Here is a 13,823-nt window from a genome sequence, read left to right as displayed (position 1 = left end):
ACCTTAAAAGATAAACGCCAACAAATTGAATATTTGTTGGCGTTTATCTTTATATATAAAAGAAATATTTATTTCGGCTGTTCTGCTTCAAGTCGCTCAACACTGCCTGTAAGAGTGTTAAGCCACAGGTGAGTGGTGTAACGCTTGTTAAAGAGGTCGCCGCTAAGCAGTTCAACACGGCCGAACTGTGGAGCAGGCATCTCGGCATTTGATAATACGTTGCCGTTACGCTCAATGGTGCTGCGCATGCGTCCAGGTACATTGACATATATACCACTCTCAGGCTGTTTCTTCTTCTTGTTCTTTTCAGCAGCAGCCTCGTCTAAGGCAGGAATATTACTCAGGTCTTCAATGGTGATGTAATATGGTTCTCCAGAAAGATCATCAGCATCAACAATTCCCAATCTCTGTGAGAGGCGGAAGAGTATCTGATGTTTTAGTGCGCCATCGGGTATAACCGTCAGAGTTATCTCTGTCGTGTCTTTGTTTACTGTGCCAGTGAAGAGTGAGGTGAGCGCATTGCACTGTAACTCTATCTGGTCGAGCATCATCTTCATCTGTGCGCCGTCACCTGGCATAAAATCTGCCTGGCCTTTTATGAGCAATGCGCGGTTCTCACGAAGATCATATATCTCCTGTGCAGTTAGCTCGGCCATCTTTGATGTGCTTCCGGCAGCAAGAATCTCTTCGTTCATGAACTTTCGAGGATTTACTTCAGCAGTCTTGGCTGCGGGCTTAAAGTCTGCCAGTTCTGGCTGTGGAGTAGGCTGTGCGTTGATTGCAAGCAGACGGCCGTCATCACTCAGCGATACGTTAGCAGCTATCGTTTTTGCATTAAACTTCACCGCATATGCCTTTGTGCTATCTACCATTGCAATAGGATGCTGTTTCACGCTTACAATGCGATATGAGGTGTTTGCCTCCAGTTGTACATCGTTAGCATGCAAGTAGCGCATGGCATAGTTGCAGAACTCACCAGGCTTGTAAACTGAGCGTTCTACTAATACCTTTACTTTTATTGCTGTCTTTGGAAGGAAATAGACAGCGCCTTCGGTAGTGACACCTGGACGGTAGTCGCTTAGTCGTGTCTGTGCTTCAGCTGATGCATAGCAGCTGAGCGCTATAAATAAAGATGCAATCTTTAATTTCATGTCTTAATAATATTGTCAATTCTTAATTCTTCAATCTGACAAATGCCTTTGGCAGATACTGTATTAAATCGCTTGCTATGAGGCTCTCTTCTCCCAATTCGCGTACTGCAAGATCGCCTGCCAGTCCGTGAAGATAGACACCGAGCATGCATGCCTCACGACGCTCATAGCCGCGGGCAAGCAGTCCTGTTATGATGCCTGTGAGTACATCGCCGCTACCAGCGGTAGCCATCCCTGCGTTGCCGGAGTTGTTGAATACTACGTGGCCGTCGGGCATGCAAATGGCTGTGTGGTGTCCTTTGAGGATAACGTATCCCTGTAACCGTTCGGCAAGCTCACGTGCCTTTGTCAGGCGTTCGAACGAGTCAATGCACTTGCCTTCCATGCGGTCGAGCTCTTTAGGATGTGGCGTCATGATTACTCCTTTAGGTAATTGCTGCAGCCATGCCCTTCTACTTGCCAGTATGTTCAACGCATCGGCATCAATGACGAGAGGACATTGTGTGCGGCGTAGCTGGGCTATAAGTGTGATGGCTGTCTGTTCCGATGTGCCAAGCCCGGGACCTATTCCCACTGCCTGGAAGTCTTCTGTTGCAACACCTTCGGTAAACGATGTTTCTTCGCGGTCTATGCTTACTATGGCCTCTGGAACAGCAACCTGCATGATTGCTACGTTACGTTTTGGCACGTGGGTAGTCACTTTTCCTGCTCCTGCTCTCAGACACGCTTTGGTAGCAAGCACTGATGCACCTGCCATGCCGTAGCAACCCGCGATTATGAGTGCGCTGCCCATCTGTCCCTTATGAGCAAAACGGTCGCGTTGCATAATAAGTTGGCGTGCTATGTCTTCCTCCATCAGTGTGTAGTTGGACTCAATCTTTTCCATGCCCTCACGGCTGAGACGGATGTCAAGTATGCGCAGTTGTCCTATGTATGCCTGACTCTCGGGGAAAAGGAACGATAGCTTCAGCTGTCCGAGGGTGAGAGTCTGTGTTGCTCTGATGATATTGGCACTTACATTGTAGGTGTTATCTTCGGTCATAAGTCCTGAAGGCACGTCAATGCTAACAACATCGGCTTTTGAGGCGTTGATGTATTTCACCAGTGAAGCGAAACCGCCAGCTAATGGCTTATTCAGACCTGAACCGAACAGGCCATCAACTATCAGCATGCCACTATCCAGATGTGGCGGGTCAAACTCCTGGGTTATCTCGGTCAGTAGTGAGCGTCCTTTTTTGTCGCAGAGACGTTTCTTGTTCTCGGCACAATCGGCAGAGAGATGACCGGTAATATTAAAAAGGAATGTCTGAACCTGATAGTTCTGTTCAATGAGCATGCGTGCTACGGCAAGAGCGTCACCGCCGTTGTTGCCTGGTCCGGCAAACACAATAATTGGGATGGTACTTGGCCATCTTTCTGTTATTGCCCTGGTAAGAACGCGTGCGGCTCTCTCCATTAGGTCTATAGACTTAATGGGTTCGTGATCTATGGTATATTTATCCAGTTCGTGGATTTGAGCGCTCGTAAAGATTTTCATATCGCAGGCAAAAATACAAAGTTTTTTACAACAATAGAAACATTTGTCTTACAAAATTCTATTTGAAGCGGAAAAATCTGATATTACATGGTCACAATAGGAAACAACGGCTTGTCTGTGGGTGACAAAGATGACGGTCTTGTCATTGTTGTGCATAATATTGTTAAGTAACTGACGTTCGGTGTCAGGATCAAGGGCACTGGTGGCTTCGTCAAGAAGGATAATGCTTCCTGGACGGAGCAGTGCTCGGGCTATGGCTATGCGTTGGGCCTGACCTTCTGACATACCACCGCCATGTTCGGCAAAGACAGTATCGAGCCCTTGAGGCAGATTGTCAACGAAATCGGCACATGCCAATCGGAGCGCTTCTCTCATCTGTTCGTCAGTGGCATCGGGGGCTCCTATGCGCAGATTGTCGCGTAGAGTGCCGCCAAGAAGCGTGTTGCCTTGTGGCACATAGACGAAGTTACAACGATGGAGAGGGGAGAGGGGAGAATAGGAAATAGTACTTTCGCTGTAAATTTCAATTTGTCCTTCTTGTGGGCGTATAAGTGCAAGCAGTAGGCGGATGAGGGTTGTCTTGCCCGAGCCTGTCTCGCCAAGTATGGCTGTGCATGTGCCTGGCTTGAAGTCGAAATTGGCGTGACTTATCACTGGTTGCTCGTCGGTGCTGTAGCTGTAGGTCACATCAGAGAATCTTACTCCGCATGGGGCGGGAAGCATTATTGCCTCACCCTGTTTCTCCTCGGGAATCTCTTCAAGCTCCATCAGTCGTTCTGCCGAAGTGAACACGCTGACAAATGCCGGTACCAGCTTCGTCAGGTCGCGTGCGGGACTCTGTATGCGATAGACAAGTTGTAAGAATGCCGTCATAGCACCAAAGGTGATGGTGCCATCGGCGAGTCTTATAAGTCCCCATAGAAATGCGATTAGATAGCCGAGAGAAAACCCGGTGTTTAGTATGAGGTTGGAGATAACCGAGAATGCAGTGCGGCGTTTCACTCTCTGGCGCAGTTCCGACTGAGTTCCTTCCAAACGGTCAAGCATCTGGTCGTCCGCTTCCATCGTCTTTACAAGCATTCGGTGTTGCATGGTCTCTGTCAGTAGGCTTTGAACGAAGCTGTCGCTTTCGCGAACTTTCTTTGTCAGTTGCCGCATCTTCTTCACGTAGAAGCGACTGGCAAGAATGAAGCATGGGAGTATGCCTACGGTTATTATGGCAAGCCATGTGTCCATCTGAAACAGATAGATGAAGGCACCGATAAACAACGCTATTGTTGAGATTGTTGATGGTAAGGTCTCGGTGAGAAATGTTACTACATGGTTCACGTCAGTCTCCAGGCGGTTGATGACGTCGCCTGAGTGCATCGCCTCACGTCCACGCCATTCAGATCGTAAAAGTCGGGCGAGAGTCATCTGTTGCATTCGGTTACGTGCTTTGACTCCGAGGATATTCTTTATCCATACGCGTGAAATGCCTACGCCAAACTCGCATAGGGTGAGAATAGCCATGATGCCTACGGCAGCGTATATCGAACCGTCGATGATGCCCGAGGCAGTATCAATGGCGCGGCGCATGGCCCATACCATTGACAGACTGAACCCCACACCAAGTAGCCCGATTGTTGCATTCAGCGTGGCTTGCAGTCGGTTGCCTTTCCAGGCTTTCCACAACCAGAGGAAAATCTGTGCTATTGTATATTTCTCACTTTTCACTATTTTACTTCCCTTAGATCAGCTCCCCACATCATTTTTTCGCGCAGAGTGGAGAAGTATCGCGTGGTGCTGCGCTTTACAACCTTTGCATTATATGGTGCACGAGACAGACGGAGAGTCGTGCCTTCAGGTAGCTTACCGCTGCGACCGTCTATTGCAACGAGGAAGGTGTGGCTGCGACTTGTCACGGTAAGTTCTATCTTGGATGTGTCAGGCAGTACTATCGGACGTACATTGAGCGAGTGGGGCGCAACGGCTGTCATCAGCACCACTCCTGTTCCTGGCACGATGATGGGACCGCCATTTGAGAGTGAATATGCTGTTGAACCTGTCGGTGTGGAGACGATGAGACCGTCAGCCTGATAGGTTGTGAGATACTCACCGTTGATGCATGTGCGTATGGAAATCATCGATGCCGAGTCGCGCTTTAATATTGCCACGTCGTTGAGTGCACAGCTACAGCCGTCTATAGGTTCGCCATCTGTCTCCACGTTGATGAGCGCACGGTCCTCCACGGAGTATTCGCCGCGATGGAGGGCATCTACTGTTTCGTCAAATGTCTTGGCACTTACGTCAGCAAGGAACCCCAGTCTGCCCATGTTGACTCCAATAATGGGTATCTGCTTGTCGCGGACACGGCTCGCTGTCTTTAGTAGTGTACCGTCACCGCCCATAGAGATAACGAAGTCTGCCTCGAAATTGTCACCAGAAAAAGTATAGAAACGGGAGCGCTCTGGAATTTCGGGACTTTGAGGGTTACTTGGTGTCTCTGCTATCCCGAATATTTCCTGCACGCCAGGTATTCCGACAAGGAAATGATAATACTCTTCATCTACCATGATACGGGCGCCGTGATTCTTCAGACAGGTGAGCACCTGCTTGATAGCTGCCGATTTCTCTTGCTGGTATAGATTGCCAAAGATGGCAAAAGTAAGCGCTTTTGATGACATATTTGTTTTTTTTCTTTCTGATTTGATAAAGAATATGTATCTTTGCTGTGCAAAAGTAACAATTTAATTTGAATTGTATGGCAAAAGTGTATGTTTTTTTAGCTAACGGCTTCGAAGATGTGGAGGCGTTGATACCTGTTGACGTGCTGCGTCGCGGGGGAGTGGAGGTTGTAACAGTGAGCATCGTTGACGACTCACAGGTGGTTGAAACAGCCCATAACGTGCAGATTGTGGCTGATGCTATGTTTGATGATTGCGACTTCAGTGATGCTGACCTGCTCTTCCTGCCAGGTGGCATGCCTGGTGCTACAAACCTATACGAGCACGAAGGGGTACGTCAGACTGTCCTCACTCAAGCAAAGGCTGGCAAGAAGGTCGCAGCCATCTGTGCTGCTCCTGCTGTAGTGTTGGCACAGTTAGGCGTGCTCGATGGCAAGAGTGCCACTTGTTATCCTGGTTTCGAGAAGCTGCTGACAAAAGCAACATATACCGCAGACCTGGTTACTGTAGATGGTAATGTCACAACAGCCGAGGGACCTGCTGCTGCCTTCCCCTTCGCATACGAACTGCTGGCACAGCTTGTCAGCCGTGAGGTCAGTGACCAGATAGCTGAGGGCATGCGCTTCAAACATCTTATGAATAAATAATAATGGACTATATTATAATAGTAGCTGGCGGTAAGGGGCTGCGCATGGGAGGCGATATTCCCAAGCAGTTCCTGCCCGTAGGCGGAATACCGGTGCTGATGCGCACTATGATGCGCTTTCATGAGTATTCGCCGGAACTTCAAATTATACTTGTGCTGCCGAAGACGCAACAGGAATATTGGAATAGCCTGTGCCGACAGCATCAGTTTAATATCCCTTATATTTTGGCTGATGGCGGAAAGACACGTTTCCATTCTGTGCAGAACGGATTGGCGCTTGTGCCCGACGATACAGATGGCGTCGTTGGCGTTCATGATGGCGTGAGACCATTCGTGTCGGTGGAGACAATAGCTCGTTGTTACGATGAGGCTCGTCAGAGTGGGGCTGTGGTGCCTGTGATACCTGTAGTTGAGACTGTCAGACATCTTGATGCCGATGGTGTCTCCCATACTGTTCCTCGTGACGAGTACCGACTGGTACAGACGCCTCAGTGCTTTAGCATTCAGTTGCTTAAGGCTGCAAACGAGCAGCCTTATAATGACGGTTTTACCGATGATGCCTCGGTCGTAGAGTCGTTCGGCCACGAAATAAGGCTTGTCGAGGGCAATCGCGAAAATATTAAGCTCACCACACCTGGTGACATGAAAATGGCGGAAATGCTGATATAGCATAAGAGATGGATATACTACAACAGGATATTATGTATCTGCCCGGTGTCGGGCCTAACCGTAAGAAGATGCTGAGTCAGGAACTCGGCATTGAGACCTATGGGGACTTGCTGGAGTATTTCCCTTATCGGTATGTGGACCGTTCGAAGGTTTATACCATACGTGAGCTGACAGGCGACATGCCTTTTGTTCAGGTGGTTGGTCATATAATGAGTTTTGAGACTTTTGATATGGGACCGCGCCGTGAGCGCGTAGTTGCTCATTTTACCGACGGTACAGCCATTATGGACTTGGTGTGGTTCAATGGTGGTAAATATGCTAAGCAGAATTATAAGATAGGTAAAGACTACCTGGTGTTCGGAAGACCGTCGGTTTTCAATAACCGGATACAGGTGCAGCATCCTGATGTTGACGATGCATCGAAAGTTGATACGTCGGCGATGGGCATGCAGCCGTATTACCATACCACGGAGAAAATGAAGAAGGCGAACTTCAATTCTCGGGCATTGGAACGGCTGACAAAGACATTGGTAGAAAAACTAAAGGACCCTTTCCCCGAAACTATTACTGACGAGGTGCTTAGCCGTCATCACCTGATGTCGCGTGATGAGGCACTGCGCATTATTCACTACCCACAGAGTGCTCGTGACCTTGAGAGGGCGCGGCTGAGGATGAAGTTTGAAGAACTGTTCTTCGTGCAGCTTAATATACTGCGCTATGCCAGTGACCAGCGTCGTAAATATCGCGGATATGTCTTCAACCGTATTGGCGACAATTTTAATGGCTTCTACAATGAAAAACTTCCGTTTGAGTTGACAGGAGCACAGAAGAGGGTGATACGAGAAATACGCCAGGATATGTGTTCTGGGAAACAGATGAATCGTCTGCTGCAAGGTGATGTGGGTAGCGGAAAGACACTTGTTGCCTTAATGTCCATGCTCATAGCCCTCGACAACGGTTTTCAGGCATGTATCATGGCACCTACAGAGATTCTTGCCGAACAGCATCTTGCTACTATCCGTAAGTTCTTGGACGATATGCCAATACGCGTAGAACTGCTTACGGGCATGGTAAAGGGAAAGAAACGCCAGGAGGTGCTAGACGGATTGTTGTCGGGCGAGGTTCGAATTCTTGTCGGGACCCATGCTGTTATAGAAGATACGGTACAGTTCGCCCGTCTCGGCATGGTAGTCATAGATGAACAGCATCGCTTTGGTGTGGCTCAGCGTGCAAAGCTGTGGGCAAAGGCTCCGCAGGATACAGATGCATCGCTGCTGAGAGCCCTTCCTCATGTGCTTGTGATGACGGCAACGCCTATTCCGCGTACACTTGCAATGACCCTCTATGGCGACCTTGATGTGAGCGTTATTGACGAGTTGCCGCCTGGTCGAAAACCCATTCAGACCACTCATGTCTTTGATTCTCGGATAACTTCGCTTTATGAGGGCATAAGACGTCAGATACATGATGGCAGACAGGTGTATATGGTGTTCCCACTCATAGAAGAGAGCGAGAAAATTGACTTGAAAAATCTTGAACAAGGCTTCGAAGTGCTTCGCGAGGCATTCCCTGAATTCCGCCTTAGTAAGGTCCACGGCAAGATGAAACCGAAGGATAAAGATGAGGAGATGCAGAAATTCGTGAATGGCGAAACACAGATTCTTGTAGCTACTACTGTGATTGAGGTCGGAGTTAATGTGCCTAACGCATCAGTTATGGTCATCTTTGATGCCCAGCGCTTTGGATTGTCTCAGCTACATCAGCTTCGCGGAAGGGTTGGACGAGGTGCCGATCAGTCGTTTTGCATACTTGTCACCACTTTCAAGTTAAGTGATGAGACTCGTAAGCGTATAGATATTATGTGCGAGACCAACGATGGCTTCCGTATTGCTGAGGCTGACCTAAAGTTGCGTGGGCCTGGCGACTTGGAGGGAACACAGCAGAGCGGTATGGCCTTCGACTTGAAAATAGCTGATATTGCACGTGATGGACAGATTGTACAGATGGCACGCGACGAGGCTCAAAAAATAGTGGATGAAGACCCTTCATGCACTTCTCCACGCTATCAGCTTTTATGGAATAGATTGAAGGAATTACGTAAAACAAACGTGAATTGGGCGGCAATTTCTTAGATTAAGTGTTAAAAAGCCACAAATAATTATGCAAAAAGGCTTGTTTTTATGTAGGTTTTATTAATTTTGTGGCGTCTATTTGATTAAACATCAGCTCATTATCGTTTTTTGTGTGATGTTTTTCACTAAAGGAGTACTAACGACAAAACAAAATGATGATTCTCAAAAAACTAAGAAATATTGCTGTTATCGCCATTTCGGCACTTGCTGTTTTACCAGCCTCAGGTCAGGACTTGTTGGCTAATCAGGCACCCATTGACAAGAAGATGAAGGCTGTGGATTCCGAAATGCTGAGACAGTTAATAGAGATTGAAGAATACGATTCACCCGCAGATGAGCTCTATCAGGATTGGGATAACATGTATGCACATCGTGAGACCGCTCTTCCAGATTCGTTTACTATTGATTTGAGAGATTTCCATATGCCTACTGCAAGCCGCGTCATCACCTCGAACTTCGGCTCACGTTGGGGACGCCAGCACAAGGGCTTGGATATAAAGGTATATATAGGTGATACCATCCGTGCTGCATTCAGCGGTAAGGTTCGTATAGTGAAGAACGAAGGCGCACGCCGTGGCTATGGTAAATATATTGTTATCCGTCACCCTAATGGTCTGGAGACTATTTATGGCCACTTGTCTAAGTGGCTTGTCGTAGAGAATCAGGAGGTACGTGCTGGTGAGCCTATCGCTCTTGGTGGTAACACTGGACGTAGCACAGGTTCACACTTGCATTTCGAGACACGTCTCTGTGGTGTTGCACTCAACCCAGCCATCATGTTTGACTTCGTGAATCAGGACATCGTAAGCGATTTCTATAACTTCCGTCGTGATTCATACGAGTTTGACGGACGCCTTGCAACACAGCTACGTGGTGCTAATGGCAAGAACGGTTATGATCCCGCAATGGTGAACAGCACAAATGTGGGACGTTCACGTGATGTCGCATCAAGTAGCAGTTCAACGCGTTACCACAAGGTTCGCAGGGGTGAGACTCTCTCTACAATTGCCCGCAAGCATGGTACAACAGTAAATGCTATTTGTAAGCTTAATCGTATTAGCAGAACGGTAAGACTGCGTCCAGGTCAGATTCTGAAATACAATTAATATTCAGAAATCAAGTATCAAGAGATTATATTGAATAGTATTTATATGCTATATGCTAAAAAGGAATCGTACTTACGGTTCCTTTTTTTTGTGTATAAATTCAACTTTTCTTATAAAGATACATTCTGTTTGAAAATATAATTGTACCTTTGCAACCGAAAAATTTGCTAATTTTATTGACAATGAGAAAATTCTTAACCATTTTCGCTTTTTCATTAGCGTCTGCAACTGTTTCTATGGCAGGCGGATTGATGACAAACACCAATTATCACATTGCTTTCGACCGTATGATGGCGCGTGGCGCGTCGTTTGACATTGATGCAGCTTACTCCAATCCGGCAGGACTTGCATGGGGACACGAAGGACTGCAGCTCTCACTTAATTTCCAGAAACCTTGGCAGAACCGTGACATTACCATGACGGCGTCAAACTATCTGGCTGTTCCCTCTCTTGGATATCCAGGTGTGAATATTGATAAGAAATACGAAGGAAAGGCATCTGCTCCAATCGTTCCAGCACTTTTTGCCTCATATAAACAAGACCGTTGGGCAGTTTCTGCCATGATAGGTATTGTGGGTAGTGGCGGCTTCGTAAAATACGATGACGGAATACCTATGTTTAATGCGCTTGTCATGGCTAAGTTGTTCGATGCAACAAAGGCCATGCCTGCAGCAATGGGCGGACCGATGACCCCAGAGAAATATACTATTGACTCAAAGATGGAAGGCAAACAGTATATCTATGGCGGACAGTTGAACTTTACTTATAAATTTACCGACCAGATAGCCGGTGCTGTGGGCGTTCGTGCCAATTATTACGATGGTTACAATCGTGGTCATGTAACTGCAACCACTATTGAAAGTCCTGGTAATCAAAAGCTTATTGACTTGCAGTTAGACTGCCTGCAAAAGGGATGGGGCTTTACACCTGTTGTTAGCTTCGATTTCCGTGAAGGACCTCTGACCATTGCTGCACGCTATGAGTTCCGTACTAAAATAAATACTGAGAACGACACTAAGACATTGGATGCAAGCATTAAGAATACAGACGCTGCAACAGCAGCGGCAGTACCTTATGTGACAGGAAAGACTGCATTGGCTCAGTTTGGCGATAAGGTTGCTCCTTACGAGGATGGTGCTAAGACACGTTACGATATGCCTGCTCTGCTGTCTATCGCTCTTGGTTATGAGTTCACAGACAAATTCCGTGCCACCCTCGAATATCATAATTTTGATGATAAGCATGCGAAGATGGCCAAAGGTCGTCAGAAAGAACTTACTCACGGAACGGATGAGTATCTGCTCGGTTTGGAGTATGACATTAATGACAAGTTCACCATCAGCTGTGGCGGACAGCGCACTGACTATGGACTCGATGATGACTATCAGCAGAATACCTCTTTTGCATGTGACAGCTGGTCGTTTGGTTTTGGCGGTGCATGGAATATCACTGAACAGATACGACTCAATGCCGGTTATTTTTGCTCCATCTATAGTGACTATAAAAAGGAACAGAAGAACTATTACGACACTCCATGGCCTGCTACGGAGACCTATTCACGTACCAACCATGTCATTGGTCTGGGTATAGACTATAAATTCTAAGATTATCGATTATAGCGGGTCAACATCGTAATAGACCTGCAACGAAGCATAGCGCTTGTCTTGGAGCATCTGCTCTTGGGCAAGCGCTAAATATTGGCGCACACGTGGCATGTCAATACCGTTCTCTAATTTGAGAACAAGTTTGCGTATGCTCAGTGTCTTTACACGCGAGACAGTGGGCTTGTCAGGACCGAGCACGCGACTGCCAAACCATTGCCGCAGTCGTGCGCCCAGCTCGCGTGAGGCAGTCTCTACCACATCGTCTTTCTTATGTTTCATATAGACATAGATGAGGTGGCAGTATGGTGGGTAGTTGAATGCGCTGCGTTCTGACTTCATGTCGTTGTAGAACGTCTTGAAATCATTGTGCACCACTTGTTGTATGACGCTCACATCTGGGTTTTTAGTCTGAAGTATTACAAGACCGCGCTTTCCCTTTCTGCCAGCACGGCCGCTGACCTGAGCTATCATCATATAGGCATGCTCGTAGGCACGAAAATCGGGCTGGTTAAGCATGCCGTCGGCACTGATGATGCCAACAACCGACACATTGCCGAAGTCGAGACCTTTTGAAATCATCTGTGTGCCTATGAGAAGGTTTGTACGACCAGATGAGAAGTCGCTTATGATACGTTCATAGGCATTGCGGGTGCGGGTTGTGTCGAGATCCATGCGTGAGATGCGAGCCTCGGGTAGAATATCGCGTATCTGATCCTCTATCTTCTCTGTGCCGTAGCCGCGTCCCTGAAGTTGCTTACAGCCGCAGGCGGGACATTCTGTCGGTATCTGATAGGTATAACCGCAATAGTGGCATGTGAGCTGGTTCATGCTCTTATGGAGCGTCAGAGACACGTCACAGTGCTGACAGCGTGGTACCCACCCGCATTGTTTGCACTCTAACATTGGCGCCCAGCCGCGACGGTTCTGGAAGAGGATGGCCTGTTCGCCACGCTCAAGAGCCTCTCTGACCCGTGCCAAAAGCAGAGGTGAGAAAGGACCGTTCATCATCTTCCGATGTTGAAGGTCTTTGGTATCTACAATCTGAATCTCAGGCAGTTCTATGCCTTCGTAACGTTGAGTCAGTTCCACCAGTCCATATTTGCCCGTCTTGGCATTGTGATAGGTCTCCATGCATGGAGTAGCGGTGCCAAGAAGAACCTTGGGAGCTGGCGTTGATGCGTCTGTGTTATAAAGCTTCGCCAACATTATGGCAGCCGAACGTGCATGATAGCGTGGAGCAGGATCTTGTTGCTTATAACTCGTCTCGTGTTCCTCGTCAACAATAATCAGTCCTAGATGTTGGAATGGCAGGAACACGGCAGAGCGTGCACCAAGGATTACATCGTAGGGATTGCCAGATAGCTGTTTCTGCCATATCTCTACACGTTCTGCATCGCTATACTTCGAATGATAGATGCCCAGACGGTTGCCAAAGACTCGTTGCAGACGCTCCATCATCTGTACGGTGAGCGCAATTTCGGGCATGAGGAACAGCACCTGCCGGTGTTGCTCCAGTTCGCGCATGATGAGATGGATGTATATCTCCGTCTTACCACTGGATGTGACACCGTGAAGAAGTGTCACGTCCTTCTTCATAAATGAAAATAGAATCTGATTATAAGCCTCTTGCTGTATATCACTCAGTGGCTTTATATTCTCAAGATGCGGCTCTGTGTTGAGGTTCAGACGTCCTACTTCCACTTCGTATGTCTCAAGAAGTCCTCGCTTTACAAGCTGGTTGATAGTGGAGGAGTCGGTCCCAGAGGCGTTCATCAGCTCCTCGCGTGTAATCTCTGCACAGTCATTACGCCATTCTTCACTTGAAATGTTATCCCAACCGGAGAGTGTGAGATAGCTAATGAAAGCCTCTTGTTGACGTGGAGCGCGGGCCAGCATGTTTAGAGCCACGTGGAGTGTAGGCTCGTTCTGATAAGGCAGAGTAAGACGGATATAAGTCTCTGTACGAGGCTTATATCCGTCTTCTGCTTTTAATCCTGCTGGCAGAGCACCTTTATATACGTCACCGATGGGTGACATGTAGTAGTCGGCAATCCACTGCCAGAGGCGTAGTTGTGATTCTAATAGTAACGGCGTGTCGTCGAGAACCTGCTCAATGGGCTTTACTTTGTATGTAGTGGGCTTGTTGTCGTGCAGGCGTACTATTATGCCCACATAGTGATTCTTTGGACCGAATGACACCAATACGCGTTTGCCGAATGCAACACTCTCTGCCATGTCCGTGGGAATGGCATAGGTGAACAGGCTGTTCAGCGGAACGGGTAATATGATGTCGGCATAACTCACACTGTTAC

10 protein-coding genes are annotated in these 13,823 nt (G+C 47.7%); 5 read left to right on the top strand and 5 right to left on the bottom strand.

Going from position 1 to position 13,823, the window contains the following annotated elements; genetic code table 11:
• Nucleotides 1-68: 68 nt before the first annotated feature.
• The 4 genes from M1L52_RS02305 to M1L52_RS02290 are packed head-to-tail and all read right to left on the bottom strand — an operon-like array spanning nucleotide 69 to nucleotide 5,354.
• Complete coding sequence (locus M1L52_RS02305) at nucleotides 69-1,151, bottom strand: DUF4831 family protein (protein ID WP_248613198.1); 1,083 nt, start codon at nucleotides 1,149-1,151, stop codon at nucleotides 69-71.
• 22 nt (nucleotides 1,152-1,173) lie between these two features.
• Entirely contained in the window at nucleotides 1,174-2,688 is a 1,515-nt protein-coding gene (locus M1L52_RS02300) for an NAD(P)H-hydrate dehydratase (protein ID WP_248613197.1), read from the bottom strand.
• Nucleotides 2,689-2,736: 48 nt separating this feature from the next.
• Nucleotides 2,737-4,404, bottom strand: a complete 1,668-nt coding sequence (locus M1L52_RS02295) for an ABC transporter ATP-binding protein (protein ID WP_248613196.1) — start codon at nucleotides 4,402-4,404, stop codon at nucleotides 2,737-2,739.
• Nucleotides 4,404-5,354, bottom strand: a complete 951-nt coding sequence (locus M1L52_RS02290) for an NAD kinase (protein WP_248613195.1) — start codon at nucleotides 5,352-5,354, stop codon at nucleotides 4,404-4,406. Before M1L52_RS02290 ends, M1L52_RS02295 begins: the two co-directional genes overlap by 1 nt.
• 77 nt (nucleotides 5,355-5,431) lie before the next feature.
• Between M1L52_RS02290 and M1L52_RS02285 the strand changes: the two genes are divergently transcribed.
• From M1L52_RS02285 to M1L52_RS02265, 5 genes are all read left to right on the top strand, one after another.
• A complete protein-coding gene (locus M1L52_RS02285; protein ID WP_248613194.1) occupies nucleotides 5,432-6,001 on the top strand; it encodes a DJ-1 family glyoxalase III in 570 nt (189 codons plus the stop codon).
• Between the two features lie 2 nt (nucleotides 6,002-6,003).
• On the top strand, nucleotides 6,004-6,669 hold the full coding sequence (locus M1L52_RS02280; protein ID WP_248613193.1) for a 2-C-methyl-D-erythritol 4-phosphate cytidylyltransferase: 666 nt from the start codon (nucleotides 6,004-6,006) through the stop codon (nucleotides 6,667-6,669).
• An 8-nt stretch (nucleotides 6,670-6,677) separates the two neighbouring features.
• Complete coding sequence (recG, locus tag M1L52_RS02275; protein ID WP_248613192.1) at nucleotides 6,678-8,801, top strand: ATP-dependent DNA helicase RecG; 2,124 nt, start codon at nucleotides 6,678-6,680, stop codon at nucleotides 8,799-8,801.
• Between the two features lie 152 nt (nucleotides 8,802-8,953).
• A complete protein-coding gene (locus tag M1L52_RS02270) occupies nucleotides 8,954-9,907 on the top strand; it encodes a peptidoglycan DD-metalloendopeptidase family protein (RefSeq protein ID WP_248613191.1) in 954 nt (317 codons plus the stop codon).
• Between the two features lie 182 nt (nucleotides 9,908-10,089).
• Entirely contained in the window at nucleotides 10,090-11,511 is a 1,422-nt protein-coding gene (locus tag M1L52_RS02265; RefSeq protein ID WP_248613190.1) for an OmpP1/FadL family transporter, read from the top strand.
• Nucleotides 11,512-11,520: 9 nt separating this feature from the next.
• Here the strand turns inward: M1L52_RS02265 and priA are convergent, their stop codons facing one another.
• A complete protein-coding gene (gene priA / locus M1L52_RS02260; RefSeq protein WP_248613189.1) occupies nucleotides 11,521-13,815 on the bottom strand; it encodes a primosomal protein N' in 2,295 nt (764 codons plus the stop codon).
• Nucleotides 13,816-13,823 lie beyond the last annotated feature (8 nt).

Source organism: Prevotella sp. E13-27 (assembly GCF_023217965.1).
In the GTDB taxonomy this organism is placed as follows: Bacteria; Bacteroidota; Bacteroidia; order Bacteroidales; family Bacteroidaceae; genus Prevotella.
The sequence above is the reverse complement of the archived record's forward strand: the minus strand, read 5'-3'. Positions and strand labels throughout refer to the sequence as shown.